General features: G+C 42.7%; 10 protein-coding genes. 3 read left to right on the forward strand and 7 right to left on the reverse strand.

Annotated features, from left to right (window positions below):
* Positions 1–575: 575 nt before the first annotated feature.
* The 3 genes from QI30_RS11930 to QI30_RS11940 form a co-directional block, all read right to left on the reverse strand.
* Positions 576–2,123: a GW dipeptide domain-containing protein gene (locus QI30_RS11930; protein WP_126990918.1), complete on the reverse strand. Its 1,548-nt coding sequence runs from the start codon at positions 2,121–2,123 to the stop codon at positions 576–578.
* 360 nt (positions 2,124–2,483) lie between these two features.
* Positions 2,484–5,522, reverse strand: coding sequence for a GW dipeptide domain-containing protein (locus QI30_RS11935; RefSeq protein WP_158621032.1), 3,039 nt, complete (start codon positions 5,520–5,522; stop codon positions 2,484–2,486).
* A 344-nt stretch (positions 5,523–5,866) separates the two neighbouring features.
* Positions 5,867–7,393 carry a glucosaminidase domain-containing protein gene (locus QI30_RS11940; protein ID WP_126990920.1) on the reverse strand — a complete coding sequence of 509 codons (1,527 nt, stop codon included), beginning with the start codon at positions 7,391–7,393 and terminating at the stop codon, positions 5,867–5,869.
* 114 nt (positions 7,394–7,507) lie between these two features.
* On the opposite strand from QI30_RS11940, the gene QI30_RS11945 reads away from it, so the two are divergent.
* Positions 7,508–8,062, forward strand: coding sequence for a thioredoxin family protein (locus tag QI30_RS11945; RefSeq protein ID WP_020189139.1), 555 nt, complete (start codon positions 7,508–7,510; stop codon positions 8,060–8,062).
* A 494-nt stretch (positions 8,063–8,556) separates the two neighbouring features.
* On the opposite strand, the gene QI30_RS11950 is transcribed toward QI30_RS11945, so the two are convergent.
* From QI30_RS11950 to QI30_RS11960, 3 genes are read right to left on the reverse strand one after another with little or no spacing between them, the layout of a single operon-like run.
* Entirely contained in the window at positions 8,557–10,101 is a 1,545-nt protein-coding gene (locus QI30_RS11950; protein ID WP_126990921.1) for a glycosyltransferase, read from the reverse strand.
* Between the two features lie 52 nt (positions 10,102–10,153).
* Entirely contained in the window at positions 10,154–10,951 is a 798-nt protein-coding gene (tagH, locus tag QI30_RS11955) for a teichoic acids export ABC transporter ATP-binding subunit TagH (RefSeq protein ID WP_020189136.1), read from the reverse strand.
* An 11-nt stretch (positions 10,952–10,962) separates the two neighbouring features.
* On the reverse strand, positions 10,963–11,772 hold the full coding sequence (locus tag QI30_RS11960) for an ABC transporter permease (RefSeq protein ID WP_126990922.1): 810 nt from the start codon (positions 11,770–11,772) through the stop codon (positions 10,963–10,965).
* Positions 11,773–12,050: 278 nt separating this feature from the next.
* Here QI30_RS11960 and QI30_RS11965 point away from each other — a divergent pair, with 278 nt between their 5' ends.
* On the forward strand, positions 12,051–13,202 hold the full coding sequence (locus QI30_RS11965) for a CDP-glycerol--glycerophosphate glycerophosphotransferase (RefSeq protein WP_020189134.1): 1,152 nt from the start codon (positions 12,051–12,053) through the stop codon (positions 13,200–13,202).
* Positions 13,203–13,215: 13 nt separating this feature from the next.
* Positions 13,216–13,605 carry a glycerol-3-phosphate cytidylyltransferase gene (gene tagD, locus QI30_RS11970; RefSeq protein ID WP_020189133.1) on the forward strand — a complete coding sequence of 130 codons (390 nt, stop codon included), beginning with the start codon at positions 13,216–13,218 and terminating at the stop codon, positions 13,603–13,605.
* Between the two features lie 57 nt (positions 13,606–13,662).
* Here tagD and QI30_RS11975 read toward each other — a convergent pair whose 3' ends face one another.
* The gene (locus tag QI30_RS11975; RefSeq protein WP_126990923.1) at positions 13,663–16,968 is read right to left on the reverse strand and encodes a YhgE/Pip domain-containing protein; all 3,306 of its coding nucleotides are present in this window, start codon (positions 16,966–16,968) and stop codon (positions 13,663–13,665) included.
* Positions 16,969–17,049: the final 81 nt, after the last annotated feature.

Here is a 17,049-nt window from a genome sequence, read left to right on the forward strand (position 1 = left end):
TCAACTAATCATGCTTAGCCTAATTATCGTCCAATCGTAGGAGAATTTCCACCTTTTTTTCTACCAAATAATTCTACTTAACAAGGAAGATATCACTATATTAATAACAAAATCAAATTATTACTCTTATAAACCTTGTATAGAATAGATACTTATTATTTTAATCATAAAAGTGATATTAAATACGATTGTTTAATTCCAAAGTATTGTTTTTAAGTCCTTTCATGTCACAGAATTGTCTATTTTGAGCGATTTCTATGATTTTGTAACAATCGATCTCTAATTAGTCGTCATTTCATGTAGAGTTTCTTCCTATTATATAATGAATTTCTTTTGGTTAATATCAACATTCTTTTACATATTTTAACATTTTTTATGTGAGCAATATTACAATTGTTACATTCAAATTAGCTATTCAACCGAACATTTATAAGAATATTCGCATCTATCGGATTTTGTCGAATCAGGCGATTTACCTAGTAAATCGCATTCAGGGACTTTCTTGCTACCTAAACGCAACCAAAACAAATAAAAAAGCATCCCCCTATTTACACAGGGAGATGCTTTTAAATCGCTTACTTTGTTTTTGTTACTTGTGAGGCTTTTACCCAGCCTGTTTTTGTGCCAAGCTGTCCAACATACCATGTGTCGTTGCCAATAATGGCTGTTGATGTTGGCTTGAAGGTATCACCTGCGAAGGGCTTCATCGTTGTGTACAGGATATTGCGTGATTTCCCGTTTGGTCGTGTATAGCCCTTCCCTGTCCCGTCAATTGTAAAGCTGTCCTTCGTATTGATCGTGAACTTCAGCGTTTGCTTTGCTAGGCTCTTATCTTTCACCCAACCAATGATATCACCTGATTGGCTGCGGCGAATTTCGTAATAGGTCGTATTTTTTACGACATTCTTCTTATATATATAGAACGTTTCATTTGTATAGCTTTTACCTGCTAAAAATTTGGTACTTGATTTTCCGGCAACGCGGAAGATAGGTGTCTTCGCAGATTTTGTCTGTCCTACATAGCTAACAGCGGTTGTTTTTGAGGTAGCTGTATTGCCCGTTTGCGTGATTGAATCGGTCACACTAGCTGCAGATACCCAGACATTGCGTACGCCAACTGTACCGTAGTACCAAAGCTCACCGTTTACTTCGACGGTTTCTTTCGCACGGAAGTTTGTATTTTTATAGGTGTTTAGTGAATGCCAGATGTTGCGCTCGCCACCTGCTGGGCGTGAATAGGCATTGCCTTTCCCTGTTAGCTTGAAGTTTTCCGTCACATTCGCATGTGCCTTTAATGAAGCAAGCTCAATCGCAGCAGATTTCACCCAGCCAACTGCTTCACTGCTCGCGCTTTCATTACGTGAGATGCGATAATACGTTACGCCATTGACGATTTTCTTTTGATGGACGTAGAAGTTATTTTCTGTATACAGGGTACCGGCCGTTTGTAGCTTTGCGCCGCCAGCTGTTTTGTAGATCACATTTGCTGTGCTATGCAGCATGCCCATATAGCTGACATTCATTGCTTCTGTTGTGGCTCCTGCTGTATCGACCTTTTCTGATAGGCTATTTGCTGAAATCCACACATTACGCGCGCCTACTTTTCCGTAATACCAAATCGCTGTGCCTACTTTTACCGTACGCTGCGGATAAAATTGACGGTTTTTATAGTCTTTTAATGAATGCCAAATATTCCGTTCGCCACCATCTGGACGTGAATAGGCATTGCCTTTCCCGTTCATTGGATGTGCTTTAACGACATTTTTTTGCTCCGTCATTTTTTTTACGTTAATTGTTGAGGCCTTCACCCAGCCGATGGCACCGAATGTTGGGTTCTCATTTCGTGAAATGCGGTAGTACGTCACGCCATTGACGACAGCCTTTTTATGCACATAAAAGCTGTTTTTTGAATACAATGTATCGACTGTATCGAATTTATTGCCGGCAGGCGCGTCATAAATAGCCGTTTTTGGATTATCAATCTGTCCCATGTAGGTAATCGCTGTCGTTTTTGTCGCTGCCTGCGCCACCTGCACGTCTTTCGTTCCGTTTATTGTCATTGGTGCTGTCATGATTGTTGTAGCCATCCCCATGGCCGCTACTATCTTCCAAGATTTTTTCATCTTCTCTTTACCACCTTTATTTTTTCTCTCTGCGTTTTAATATATCATTTTGATACTTATTTTAGTCCTACGTTTCATAGATGATTAGAACCGTTTTTGATATCAATATATACTTCAGCTCTACCCTACATCACATATATTGGACAATATAAAAGGTCTTAGGAACTAATTTATTTCGCCTTCATTGCATATCTTTAGACCTTTACAGCGAGATTTACCATTTTTAGGTATTTGCTAATACAGTGTATATCTATACTTAATTTTACTTTTAAGTTTATATATTCTCGTTTTTTAAGTCTTATGATATAGAAATAAAAAAAGAGATGTACGATTGCTCGTACATCTCTTTTAAGCGTTATTTTAGAAAAGGCGTAGCTCTACTTCCTTCACCCAGCCAACTTTCGTCGAATTAGGTATTTGTACACTGATATAACTCGCACCAGATGTATCTTTTGATTTAATATTTTTTCCATTTTCATCTAAAATCATATTGATATGTGCATTTTTACTTAATGTACCAATTGACAGCGCTGCTGGCGTGCCCGCTTCGCTCCAAATAACGGTATTGTCCTTCACCGCCGATGCAATGCTCGGAATCGATAGATTTGCTGACTGCACCCATGCCTGCGTGCCGTTATAATCAATGCGGAACCAGCGCGATGCGGTCGTATCACGCACATCCTCGTGGTACGCGACGATATTCAGCTTATCCCCTACTTTAGCGGTCGCCATTTCACGTGCTGGCTGTACATAAGGCATATTATACAGCTTCGTTGCTGTCGTCACAGTCGCTGTCCCATTAATCGTGCGGAATGATGTGGGCTGTGGCTGATTCGCCGGAATAATATGATCATACTGTGCGGTAATGCGCGCCGGTTCATTCGTTGACGCGGCCTTTTTGTCGTAATACGTGCGGTCATAGGCCTTCATTTCATTCATTAAGCGTGAGATGCTGCCACCCCAGTTTTTATCGGTCGCGTATTTGACGTTCATGCCAGCTGGTGTTGGACCATTATTGTAAATGGCGCCGTCTTTTAAATATTTATGATAGATTTGATCGGCATAGTATTCGACGCCGTCATTCATCGTTGGGAAGTAAATGGCGCATGTCTTCGCACATGAGTCATAGGCTTGGTAGCCAAAGGCATTATTTTTATAATACAAAATTTCCGAGCCACCCCAGCCCGTCTCCCAAATCGCATGCGCCAGCATAAACTGCGCATTGATGCCATATTTCTCCTGCACCGCTAAAAACGTTGGAATGGCTTTATACAGTGCATTCGATTGAATAGCTGTCCCTTTTTTCTTTACTAAATAGGCTTCCATTTCAGCCTTTGTAATCGTGGATGTTTTCCGTAGGTTTTCGACGTAAAAGGGATTGGCTAAATGAGCAGAAGAAATCCATACCGTTTTGCCTCCCAGTGTACCGTTATAATAGATGACATTATTTATCGTGCGGGACGTTTTTGGAATAAACCCCTCTGTACGATACGCATCAAGCGAGCTATAGATGACCGTGCCCTTATTACCCGCTTCACTATAGGCCTTCCCCTGTCCTGTTAGAAAGAGCGAGGCTACCTCGGTAGTCGGCTCCTCCTCAAATGTTAAGTACTTACTTGAAACCCAGCCGCTCACCTCGCCGTTATAGCTCAGCTCATAATATACGGCCCCGTCCGCTGTCACTGCCTTGCGTAGTGCCGCATAGCGCTGTGCCTTTTCTGCGGCTGATAAATTGCGTACGCTCGTGAGATTTTCAACATCCGCATAAATCGGTACGGTGCCACTCACGATACTCGCCTGTAAATTTACATTCGTATACGTCGGCTTCACCGGCTCTGGCGCTTTTTTATCGGTCGTATTTGTCGCAGCTGTCCAGATGTCTACATCGTTGACTGTACTGCCGTAATACCACAGCTTGCCATCAACGAGTGCCGAACGCTCGACTTTAAAGTCTGTATTGGCAAGTGCCGCAAGCGTGGATAGCACCGCTTCACCTGCTCGGCTCGCACCTGGTACTGAATAGCCACGCCCTGTACCCTTTAATGTGCGTGTGTCGTTTAGGTTCTGCTCATTCGTGTAGCTTGCGACTTTAACATCCGCTTCTGCCACAAAGCCAATATCCGCAAATTCATAGTACACCACATCATCAATCGTCGCCTTTTTGTCGATAAAGTGCGTCACATTGATATCTTCCGCATCAATGGCGACGGTTTTCGTTGGCTGCTTTAATGAAGGGATGGCCTTTGCGGTACTTTTCGTAATGCTTGCGACTGCCTCAATGGCTTCCTCCACAATAACGACCGTATCTGGCTCCTCCGGTGTAGGTGGCACAGGCTTTTTCGTTGTGATATCACTCGACTTCAGCCAAACTGTATTGCCGCCAATTTTTGCTGTATACCAGTTTTTCGTACCAACTTTCACCTTTGAGGTTGGCTTAAATGATGTGTCCTTATAAGCTGCTAGTGATTTGTACAGCACATTACGCGAGGCGCCGGCTGGTCGTGTATAGCCCTTACCTGTGCCCTTTATATAGAAGGTTTTTTTACTATTTGGCATGATTTTAAGCGTTTGTAGCTTCAGGCTCTTTTCCTTCACCCAGCCAATTGCTTCGCCGTCTTTTTTACGTGTAATTTCAAAATAGGCACTATCATTGATGACCTTTTTTTGATACACGTAAAACGTTTCATTCGTATAGGTCGTACCCGCAAGCATCAAGGATTTTTTGTCGCCCGCTTCTTTATAAATCGGTGTCTTCGCTGATTTTGCATTGGCCACATAGCTCACTGCCTCTGCCTTCACAGCCGGCTTGTCCTCTGGCTTCGATGCTTCGACAGTCCCCACACTCGCTGCTTTAATCCATACTGTATATGTATCGACTTTACCTAAATACCATATTTCATTGCCCACTTTTGCGGTAGACTGTGGCGTAAAGGTTTTATTTTTATAGGCACTTAAATTTTTGAACATCATATTACGTGCCTGGCCACCTGGTCGCGTATAGGCGATGCCTGTGCCATTTAATGTTTTTGCGGTGGCATCATTTTTTAGATAGCTAAATGCAGCTAGCTTCAGACTCTTCTCCTTCACCCAGCCAATCGCTGTCGCCGCATCCGATGTACTGCGGGTAATTTGATAATACGTCGTGCCCGCTACAACCGTTTTTGTGCGCACATAAAACATTTCATTCGTATATTCCTTACCTGCAAGCGTCTTTACCTTTTTGTCACCAGCCTTGTCATAGATTGGTGTCTTCGCAGATTTTGCCTGCGCGATAAAGCTCACCTTCATCGTTGTAGCCTGCTCTGTCGCTGCCTGTGCCAGTAAAGGCGATGTTAGCGGGCTTGTCATCAGTGTTGCCGCAAGACATGTTGCCGCAGCCGGTTTTAAATAATTTCTCATCAAACTTCCACCTTCCATTTACTTATCTACTTTCACTATACCATGCTAAATGATGTATTTGTGTACCAATATTAGTTAAATCATTGGAATCGTTTACACATTTTCGCTTTGCGCGGCAAAACGAAAACGCCAAAAGTCGGGTTTGGACACAGCGCTTATTTGATAATATGCGCCATGTAACAACTCTATGCGAAAAACTGGCACTTATCGCTAAAATTGCATGATATATACGATGAAACGAATCGCAAGCCCTCCCAAAAAACGCGATTTCGGGTCGTTTTTCGGTCTCTGAGGGGCGATTTTGCACAAAAAAAACGTGCTAGTCGCACGTTTTTTGTCTCGCATTAATACGTTTTAATATAGTTTGATTTTACCCACACCGCTTTTTTCGGTGCTGAAGTTAAGTACACTTTATACCATTTCGCCTTGGCACTATCGGTTTTGGTGACCTTTTTATTGTCCTTTAGCACAAATTGAATCGGTGAATAGGCGAGTGCATTCGAGACGGTCGAATATTTTGAGCCAGCATTTGAATGCGCGGTCGTCGTTTCGGTAATAAAGCCAAGTGTTTTGGTTGTAAGATGATCACTGCGCACCCAGCCCTGTGTCCCGTCATAGTCAATGCGATACCAGCGCGCCATTTTCGTCGTGCTAATCGCCACATCGCGCACATCACTATGATAGGCTGTGAGCTTAATTTTCTTTTTCGCCGCATACGTGCCAAGTGTGCGCGCGTACGTGTATGGCAGCGCATAGACAGTTGTCGTTTCCTTCGTTGTTGCGGTCATATTCGGTGGCATCGCTTTAAAATGCACAGGCTGCTCCTTTTTCTCAGGTATAATATGCGCATAGTTTTTCGGCGCTGCAAGGGTCATCGCCACCGCTTTTTTCTTTTTATATTCAGCAGCATTATACGGTTTCATTTGTTCCATAAGATTGGCGATTTTTTGAGCCCAGGTGCGGTCTGAAGCATAGCGTACATTCATCGCGAGCGCAGACGGACCGTTATAATAAAGGCCATTTTCTGCTAAATAATTCGTATGGATTTTATAGGCGTAGTAATCTAAGCCCTTTGTGCCGCTTGGAAAATACATCGCGCACGTCACCGGGCATGAATCATACGCCTGATAGCCAAAGAAGTTATTTTTATATTGTGCAATGACCGAGCTTCCCCAGCCTGTTTCTAAAATGGCATGCGCAAACATAAACTGCGCGTTAATGCCGGTATCCTTTTGTGCCTCAATAAAAGATGGTGCGAGCTTATATAAAATATTGTCTGGCGTCTTGCCCTTCGTCAGTAAAAAGGCGCGCATCTCCTTCACTGAAATGGAGGATGCCTTATGTAAATTCATCGCGGCATAGCCGTACATCGTCACCGAATCTTCTGGGAACCAGACGTATTTACCGCCCATTTTTCCTTTATACCAATTTTCGGTGCCAATGGTCTCGTACTGGACCATCGTGATTTTTTTGGCGACATACTGTGACAAATCGTAGACTACCTCTGTGTCACGCGCGATTGGCATGGCATATGCCTTCTGTAGGCCAATAATGTATTTGACGTCCTTTTTCGTTGAAATCATCTTTCGGTTATACAGCTTTAGATTGTTTTTTTTAACCCAACCAATCGTTTTAGAACCCTGCTCGATGCGGTAAAATGTACCGTCCACACGGCGCACATAATACGAGTGATTTGCGCGACTCCCCGCCTTTGATTTTGATGCCTTCGCATCTGCTTTTTTGTAAATATACACCTTGCTGCTCGTCAGCTGTGCAATTTGATTTGTTTTTTTCTCGGTGGCATCGGCCGGCATTTCTAAAAATAAAAAGCAGCCGATCATCATACTAAGTGCGAGCAACCATGTTTTCATATTCCTATACCTTCTTTCATTCTCACTACCCTACATATCGTCCAGTTCTTGAGGTTTTCTAGTTGTAAAAGTTCCCAGCTATCAGGCACAATAGGAGAAAAGGGAGGAATTATCATGAAAACTGAACAACAATATTTTGACGAAGCACTACCAATGCACGACTATATTGCACAAATGGACGTACCTTTTTTAAAGGAAGGCACTGAAAAAATTTATAACCAGTTCGACGTACCAAATGACGGCTTTGCGGAGCGTTTAGCAGGTCATAAAATTTTAGCAATCACTGAAAACTGGTGCGGCGATGCGATGCTAAACAACCCGATCATGCTAAAAATTGCGGAGGCCGCTGGTATCGAAATGCGCGCCGCTTTCCGTGATGCAGATACCGATTTAATCGACAACTATTTAACAAATGGTGGCCGTGCGATTCCCATTTATTTAGTATTAAATGAAGCTGGCGAGGTTGTCGCAAAATGGGGTCCTCGTGCACCAGAGCTTCAATTATTAGTCGTGAATGGTCGCGCTGAGCTTCCGCCAAAAGAAGACGAAGGCTATGCAGCAGCTGAAAAAGCGCTATATGGTGGTCTTCAACAAAAATACATCGCCGAATCACAATGCTGGTCATGGGTGTATGAAGATATTAAACGCGTCGTAACCGCGGCATTATAGGCGAAAAACTTAACCATCTAGAACAATATAAGAACAAAAGGACACTTTCACGAAGAAAAATCGTTGGAAGTGTTTTTTTATGCGCGAAAAAAGCGTATTCGACGAGAGATAATTTTGTCGCACAAGACCAAGGTGCATCTAAACAGACAGTAGATGAAGAAATTGTAGATGAGTATGAGCAAGCAGACAAAGAAAAAGGCGCTATCATGGGCATGTCCGGTAAAGACACGCCCGCTGATAACGCCCGTATGAACTATCACATTTGATAAAGGTAACGGCATGGTGTATACAAAAAAGATCGTAAATAAGAATTTGACGGCGACTCCTAGAGGGGGGGTCCCCCTAGCATGAGTGGAAGACCCCGCAGTGAGCTTGCGAGCGAGGAGGCTTCCGCCATGCCCCAGGAAAGCGTCCGTCAAATTCAGCTGAAAGATATTGTCTTTTTCTTTGTCTCACTTTCGTAGGTCAGTTCCCTATGCACAATTCCTTCTTTATTAAATTAACGGCGCTTTTGGTGTATATGCCTCGATATGATCAAGTAGCGCAAGCCAGTTTTTACTGTAAAGCTCTGCTGTGTAGCGTGCTTCGGCCTGCTGTTTCGCTGCCGCGCCCATTTTCTTCGCCTTCTCCTCATCGAGCATGTCAATCATGGACTCTGAAAGTGCCTCGACATTATGCGCGTCAACAAGCAAGCCATTTTCACCGTCTGTAATCGCTTCGGCTGCACCAAAGGCCACATTGTAGGCAATGACTGGTGTGCCGTTAGCGAATGCTTCGCCAATGCTCGATGACTGACCATCGGATTCTGACACAATCACATTGGCAACAGCACCAGCTAGCACCTCATCAATATTTAATTGATAGCCGTGCACAGTGACGGCGTCTTTTAGCTTCAGCTTCGCGATTTGTTTATTCATCGCTTCTTTACGCTGCTTCGTCAGCTTGCCGTAAAGCGCTAATTTCGCCTCTGGGTCCTTGTCGACTACAAGCTTAAAGGCATCGATTAATTCACTCGTTGCATGCCCTGCATCATAGGATGACACGGAGACGAATTTTTTCATATCACGCACAACATCTGGCTCCGTTGACTCAAAGTAATCCGGCATGACGAACACATTCTCGCGGTCGCCAATCGTTTGCTCTAAGTGGCGGCGCTGTGCTTCTGTCGTCACGACGATTGGATAACCCTTTGGCATCACCTGCAGTAAAATGGCGGCATCCTTCTCCATTACAAGTGGCTCGAAGCTTTCGACATGACTTGTATGACGCATATAAATACGGCTGGCATTGTCATGTTCAAGATTGCTCACGCGCTCGACTGTTGAAGGTTGCTCTGCAATAATGATTGGCTTCACTGCTTCTAGGTTTACTAATTCATCGATCCACGCAGTTTGTAGCTGCTTCATCGACGGGAAGACCATCGCCTTTGAATAGCTCGGGTCAAATAGGAAAACGGACTGCTGACGATCTGTTTCATTGTTGTACCAAATCGTTAAATAGCAAAAGCCGCTATGTGTAAAGTAGCGCTCCTGATTTCGTTTATTATTCGCCGGGTGATATAGTGTTTCGCGGGCTAAATAGCCATCCGGGTGAAACTCGCGGCGGCTTGTACGCACGCGGTTGTCATCGAACTCATCGACGATCATGAGCTGACCATTTTTGTCCCAGCGCTTATATTTCGTATAGACGCCGTTGACAAAGTAGCGCGCCGTATCGCCATCATCCTCTACCCAGTAACCTTCCTCAAACTTCGTAATGCTGTTTTCGTAATAGGCTTTTTGTGCGGCAGACATTGATTTTTCGTTAAATTTTTCAGCGTAATAATCATAGACATTCAACACGGGCACTGCGTCTGGAATAAAGCCGAATGCCTTTAATTCACGCGTGATTTGTGGATAATCAAATGAAAAATCCATCGTTAAAATGACCGGCTGGTAGCCATGCTTTAAAAATTGTTTTGCTTGTTTAAAAACCGAGCGATTCATGCCCGATGGTTTGATTGATAAGTTCCACATCGTTAGGAAAATGGTTTTTCGCATTGTTCGTTCCCCCAATTAAAAAGAGGCAGCCAGTAATTGGCTAGCCCCTTGTTTAGTCATGCTTTCGTCCTGCGGCAAGGCTATCACGAAAGGCCTTCTGTTCTGTTTCAGATAACTTATTATATTTACGTATGAAGGCGCGGTAGTTTTTCATGACCGTATTGGTTGGTCCAAACTCGCGTAAATGACCGCCTTCAATCCAAGCGATTTTCGTACAGAAGTTCTCGACTTGTTTTGTATTATGGCTGACGAAGAAAATCGTCTTGCCACGTTTTTTATATTCCATCATTTTAGCTAATGATTTGTCTGTAAAGGTTTGGTCCCCAACCGATAATGCCTCGTCAATGACGATAACATCTGGGTCTGCTGTGACACTAATCGCGAAGCCTAGTTTTGCCTTCATCCCGCTTGAGTATTGCTTTACAGGCTGATTAATAAAATCGCCTAGCTCTGAAAACTCAATGATTGCTGGCATAACTTCCTCGATTTTTTCTTTACTATAGCCCATCAATAAACATTTAAACTCGATATTTTCTTTACCTGTTAAATTATTTGATAGACCAGACTTAATGGCGATGACACTTACTTCCCCTTCAACGATGACTTCGCCTGAAGAGGCAGGTGTGAGGCCGCCGATAATATTTGATAGCGTCGATTTACCGGAGCCGTTAATGCCGACAAGCCCGACGATATCGCCTTCTTCTACTGAAAACGTAATGCCTTCAATCGCATCGAACTTACGCCCTTTCTTCTTTTTAAATGGAAGAAGTAGGTCGGTGAGTTGCTCGGATTTCGATTCATACATTGAATACGTTTTCGTCACATTTTTTAAAATAACTGTTTTTGCCACCGTAAATCCTCCTAAATGAAGTCAGAGAAGCGTGTTCTGAACTTGAAGTGTGCTTTCGCGCCTAAGAATAGGAACACGAAAATAAGTGCTAAATTATAAAGTGTTAGCTCCCAGTGTGTAATGATGTACCATTCGCCGTTTAATAATGAGGCGCGGTAGCCATTTGCTAGGAAGTAAAACGGATTCAGCTGCAAGATGTTCGCTAGCCAGTCAGGGAATTTGTCTGAACGGTCCCATAAAATTGGCGAGATAAAGAACATCGCTTGTAGTAATGATTGGATTAGCATTTGTAAATCACGCACAACGACGGTTAATGTCGACGTTAAAAGCGTAATCGAAAAGGCTAATAAATAGCTTAGTGGGATAAAGAATAGAAGCTGTATATAATAGATAGTTGGTAAGTAACCACTAAACCAGAAAACAATCATAATAATTCCAACGAGCGCTAGATGACTGTAAAATTTGCTTGTAATAATGTAGCTAGGGATGGCTGATAATGGGAAGTTCATCTTGGCGACGGTATTATACTTCTGGTAAATCGACTTTGAGCCGTCTAAAATGGCCTTGTTGATAAAGAACCAGAATGAAATACCGGCAAGCATCCAAAGGACGTATGGCATACCATCAATTGGCTCATTACGGTTCATTGCATAACCGAATACAAACCAATACATCACCATTTGAATTGCTGGATTTAACACTTCCCAGACAACGCCTAAATAATTGTTGTTGTTATCGATTCGCATTTGGAACTTTGCCAAACGCTGAATCAAGTAAAAGGAGCTGATTTGCTCTTTTACGATTTTGATTAAATCTTTCATGTAGTGTTCCTCAATTCCACGAAATTAGGTTAATAATCCACATCATAGTATAACATAGAACATTCGCTGAAACTTGCGAAAAAAGAGAATTTTGTCGAAATCTCTCTACCTTTTGACGGATTGTAAAACATGTCATTTTCACTGTAAATTTCTTGTTTTGAAGCCTTATTTCCTTTTTCTGCTTCTTTGTTAGTGAAAAGCTCTTGTTCAATCGAGCACGATTTTGCGCTATAATAGGCGTTAGGGTTTTCAATTCTATCTAGAAAACAGGTGACTGTATGAGAAAAGAATGGATCATTACCCTCTTTTTAATCGTCAATAAAATCTTTTTTAACACATTTAAGCTGTCTAAAAAAACAAATAACATCGTTTTTTTATGTGATTTCGGTGATAATGCCGAATATGTCACGAAAGAACTTGGTCGACGAGGCTATCAGGATGTTGTCGTTTTAAAAACCGGCAAATGTAAAACGTCTTTTAAAGACGCTGGTGTAGGCGAAATTGTTTCATTTAAGCCCACAAAGCCCTTTGAGTATTTGCGCGGCTTGAAACGACTCGCTACGGCACGTACTGTCCTAATCGACAACTATGCCGCCATTCTTAGCGTCTGTCATTTTAACGACGAAGTGGAAGTCATTCAGCTCTGGCACGCGGCTGGTGCCGTAAAGAAATTTGGGATGGCCGACCCAAGCTTGACTTATCGCACACCAAGAGCAATAAAGCGTATTGCAAAGGTGTATGAGGAAATGGATAAGATTGTCGTTGGCTCACCATTTATGGCTCAAATTTTTGCGAGAGCATTCCAAAAAGAGAGCAATGCGTTTTTACACACAGGTATTCCACGTACTGATTTCTTCTTTGATGAGAAAGCAAAGAACGAGACAATGGATAAGGTGTACGACACGTATCCAGAGTTGCGCGGTAAGAAGGTCGTTCTGTACGCACCGACTTTCCGTGACAATGAATTATCACAGCAACAAATCCCACTCGATTTCGTCAAAATTGCATCACAGCTTGGCGATGACTATCGATTAGTGATTAAATTGCATCCAGCGGTCGTGCATGACTTAAATGCCTTCCGTCATCCATATATTATCAATGTAGCAAACAAATTATCCGTAAACGATTTGCTGCTTGTCACCGATTACTTGGTGAGTGATTATTCATCGATTCCGTACGAATTTGCACTTCTTGGCAAGCCACAAATTTTTTACCCATATGATTTAGAACAGTACCAAATGAGCCGCGGTTTTTGGGATTCCTATGACCAGGTTGTGCCAGGTCCTGTCGTTGATAGCGACGAGGAGCTTGTGCACACACTGATGCATATGGACTTTGATTTACCACAGGTTGAGCAATTTGCTGCAAAGTGGAATTGCTACTCAGACGGTCATACCGCACAAAAGCTTGTAGACTACTTACTGAAATAGGAGTGATTTGTAAATGAAGACCGTTCTTACATACGGAACATTCGATTTACTGCATGTCGGACATATAAATCTTTTGCGTCGTGCGAAAGCCCTCGGTGACAAGCTAATTGTTGCCATTTCCACAGATGAGTTTAATGCGATGAAGCATAAGCAAGCGTATTACCCGTTTGAGCAACGCAAACAGATTTTAGAGGCCATCCGTTACGTGGACCTCGTGATTCCAGAAGAAAACTGGGAGCAAAAAATATCAGACGTTCAAAAATACGACGTCGATACGTTCGTCATGGGTCATGACTGGGAGGGTGAATTTGACTTCTTAAAAGAATACTGTGAAGTCATCTACCTTCCGCGCACAGATGGTATTTCTACAACGAAAGTGAAATCAGATTTAAGCGAGCATTAAATTAAAAAGAGGAAAAAAGCACTCAACAGGCTGTTGAGTGCTTTTTTGTATGCCTTATTAAGCTTTTGTTGCGCTATGGCGTTTTTTAAATACTAATAGGAAGTACATAAATGTAATCGCATAAGCTACGATTGCTACGACAACAAGTACCGCGATATTTTTCCAGAAGAACGGCATATCGCCTGTTGAAATAGCTGCTTTAAATCCTTGAATTGAATACGTCATTGGCATGAATGTATTTAATTTTTGGAAGAAGCTTGGTAGCATTTCAAGTGGGAATGTACCCGCACTTGATGTTAATTGCATCACCATAAATACAAGCATAATGTAACGACCGACATCATTGAAGATCGATACGAGCATTTGTACAAGTCCAATGAACGTGTAGCTTGCGACAAGCGCCATGAGATAGACCGCAAAGAGATTTTCTGTATGGAGGCCAAGGAATAATTTCACGACTGTTACGATGATGATTGCTTGGAAGAAGCCCATCACAAGTAATACAGACGTTTTACTCCAGTACCACGCACTTGCGCTTGTTGGCTGTACGGCAGGATGTGTCACATTGAAAATAACCGTAATAACAAGTGCCCCAACGAGAAGACCCATTGAGATAAAGTATGGTGCAAAGCCTGTACCGTAGTTTTCTACCGCATTTTGCTCTTTCTTATCAAGTTCGACTGGCTCTGCTTCCATATTGTATGTTTTTTCATCTGCATCGACATCTGCCTCGTCTTTGGCATCTGCAAGTTTTGTTTGAAGCTCTTTCGAACCGTCTGTTAGGTCATTTTGACCGTTTAGTAATTTAGTAGAACCATCAGCAAGTTCCGTAGAACCGTCTGCTAAGTCGCCTGTACCTTTGTGTAAATCACCGAGACCTGTTTTCAGTGAATTGGAACCTTCATCTAATTGACCAAGACCAGATACAAGTGAGCCAGAGCCATCTGCTAATTGTGTCATACCAGATTGTAGGTTACCTGCACCTGTTTGTAATTGACCTAAACCACCATTTAAGTCATTAGCACCTGTTGTGAGCTGACCTAAGCCAGTTGTTAAATCATTTGAACCTGTTTGGAGTTGACCTAAACCATTGTTTAAGTCGCCCGCTCCTGTTGCCAGTGTACCGAGACCATTGTTAAGGTCGGTCGCGCCAGTTTGAAGCTTTCCAAGGCCACCGTTTAAATCAGTCGCTCCTGTTGCCAGTGTGCCGAGACCTTTATTTAAATCAGTTGCACCTGTTTGAAGTTGACCAAGTCCGCCATTTAAATCGGTCGCTCCTGTTGCCAGTGTACCGAGACCTTTATTTAAATCAGTTGCACCTGTTGAAAGGTTTCCAAGTCCACTATTTAAATCGGTCGCGCCTGTTGCGACTGCTGAAGCGCCGTCACTTAATTCACTTGCGCCCTGCTGTAATTCAGGCACTTTACTGTTTAATTCAGTGGCACCGCTTGCTAATTTTTTCGCGCTATCATTTAATTCATTAGCGCCAGCAATTGAGCTATCCCAGCCGTCTGCAAGTTTCGTTGTTCCTGCTGCTAATTCATCTGAGCCTGCTGCTAGTTGATTCACAGCGCCTTTAATTCCGACTGTTTGCTCTGTACCATTTAAGCCTTCCGCAACAGCTTTTGATAATGCTTTCGCATTTTCAGTTACGTCCGCCTTTGGTGGTAGATTGCTCGCTGTATCAGAAATTGTTTTTTGAGCATCGGCTGTTGAGTTCGCTGCAGTCGCTGCTTTTGCTGTGGCATCCTTTGTCGCATTTGCCACTTCAAGTAATGCCGCTTTTTGGCCTTCATCGATTTGTAAGGCATTGATTTTTTCGACTAATGCCTGTGCACTTGCATCTGCATTCGTAGCAGCTTGTGTACCTGCTGCTGTCTTATCATTTGCGTTCGCAACGGCCTCTTTAAGTGGTGCTGCAGTATCTGTTGTACCTTGCGTAGCACCTAATGCAGTCGCTAATTGATTTGCCGCATCTGCAAGAGATGGGATTTTTTCATTTAATGTATTTAATCCTGTTGATAAATCAGTTGCACCTTTATTTAATTCATTGATTTGTGGCTGCTGTTCGGTAAGTGATGTGACAAGCTTACCTGTCCCTTCTTTTTGAAGCTTTGTCGCACCATCGGCTAATTGCTGTGTGCCATCTTGGAACTGAACCGCACCATCGGCTAAGTCACTAGCACCACTTGCTACTTTTTTCGCACCATCCGCTACTTTTTTAGAACCTGTTTTCGCTGATTTTGCACCGTCTTCAAGTTTTTTAGAGCCTGATTTTGCAGATGTTGCACCGTCTGCTAGTTGTTGTGAACCATCTTTCGCAGAGTTAATTCCATCTTTCAATTGTGTAGACCCTGATTTTGCAGATTTCGCACCGTCTGCTAATTGTTGTGAGCCATCTTTCGCTGAACCGATGCCGTCTTTCAACTGCTTCGAACCGTCCTTCGCGGAAGTAGCACCGTCTGCTAGCTGTTGTGAACCGTCTTTCGCTGACGTAATTCCTGTATTTAATTGCTCAGAGCCTGATTTTGCAGATGTTGCACCATCCGCTAATTGTTGTGAGCCATCCTTCGCTGATGTAATCCCTGTTGCTAATTGATTGGAGCCATCTTTCGCAGAGCCAATCCCTGTATCAAGTTGAAGTGCACCGTCTTTTGCTGAAACGATCCCGCTATGTAACTCAGTAGCACCTGATTCTGCATCTGCAGCGCCTGTATTCAGTTGGATCGAGCCATCCTTCAATTGAAGAATACCGTCTTGTAAATCCGTTGTCCCATCGGCTAATTTTTTAGAGCCATTTTTTAATTTTTTCGCACCTTTTGAAGCGTCACCGTAGCCATCGCTCATTTTTTTAATATTATCGAATAATTGCTCTGAGTACGTTTCGGCTACTTTTGTATTCACTTTCGTACGAATTTTTTCCATCGCTGAATTAGTAACTTGCGATGCTAAGAAGTTTAAGCCTTGGTTTTGTTTATATTTCAGTGTCATTTTCTCAGGGTCTTTATCTAATAAAGTTCCTGCATTTTCACTGAAGTTTTCTGGGATTTCAATCGACATATAATACTTTCGATCATCTAACCCTTTTTGCGCTTGTTCCTCTGTTACCTCATGGAAATCTAAACTTTTATCTTTCAGCAATTCATCGACTAAGTCATCACCGACTGTTAATTCTTTGCCTTCTACCTTTGCCCCAACGTCTTGATTGACGATAGCAACAGGTACTTTATCTAATTTGCCATACGGGTCCCAAAAAGACCATAGGAACATGCCTGCGTAAATGATTGGAACAAATAAAATGGCTGCTAATGAAATCATGAGCATTTTATTTGAAAAAATCTGCTTCCATTCTTCTTTAAACATGCATGTGACCCTCCTTTATTTTATATTCCGAAATACTAGCTGACCAATTCCTTCAATTAGTCATTTTTGAGCAAAAAAATA

This window comes from Candidatus Kurthia intestinigallinarum, assembly GCF_003991225.1.
Classification (GTDB): domain Bacteria; phylum Bacillota; class Bacilli; order Bacillales_A; family Planococcaceae; genus Kurthia; species Kurthia populi.

What these genes read in the sequence shown, in the direction of transcription:
- tagD (WP_020189133.1), top strand. Translation starts at nt 13,216, where the DNA reads ATGAAGACCGTTCTTACATACGGAACATTCGATTTACTGCATGTCGGA.
- QI30_RS11960 (WP_126990922.1), bottom strand. Translation starts at nt 11,772, where the DNA reads ATGAAAGATTTAATCAAAATCGTAAAAGAGCAAATCAGCTCCTTTTAC.
- QI30_RS11935 (WP_158621032.1), bottom strand. Translation starts at nt 5,522, where the DNA reads ATGAGAAATTATTTAAAACCGGCTGCGGCAACATGTCTTGCGGCAACA.
- QI30_RS11930 (WP_126990918.1), bottom strand. Translation starts at nt 2,123, where the DNA reads ATGAAAAAATCTTGGAAGATAGTAGCGGCCATGGGGATGGCTACAACA.
- QI30_RS11965 (WP_020189134.1), top strand. Translation starts at nt 12,051, where the DNA reads ATGAGAAAAGAATGGATCATTACCCTCTTTTTAATCGTCAATAAAATC.
- QI30_RS11945 (WP_020189139.1), top strand. Translation starts at nt 7,508, where the DNA reads ATGAAAACTGAACAACAATATTTTGACGAAGCACTACCAATGCACGAC.
- QI30_RS11950 (WP_126990921.1), bottom strand. Translation starts at nt 10,101, where the DNA reads ATGCGAAAAACCATTTTCCTAACGATGTGGAACTTATCAATCAAACCA.
- QI30_RS11940 (WP_126990920.1), bottom strand. Translation starts at nt 7,393, where the DNA reads ATGAAAACATGGTTGCTCGCACTTAGTATGATGATCGGCTGCTTTTTA.
- QI30_RS11975 (WP_126990923.1), bottom strand. Translation starts at nt 16,968, where the DNA reads ATGTTTAAAGAAGAATGGAAGCAGATTTTTTCAAATAAAATGCTCATG.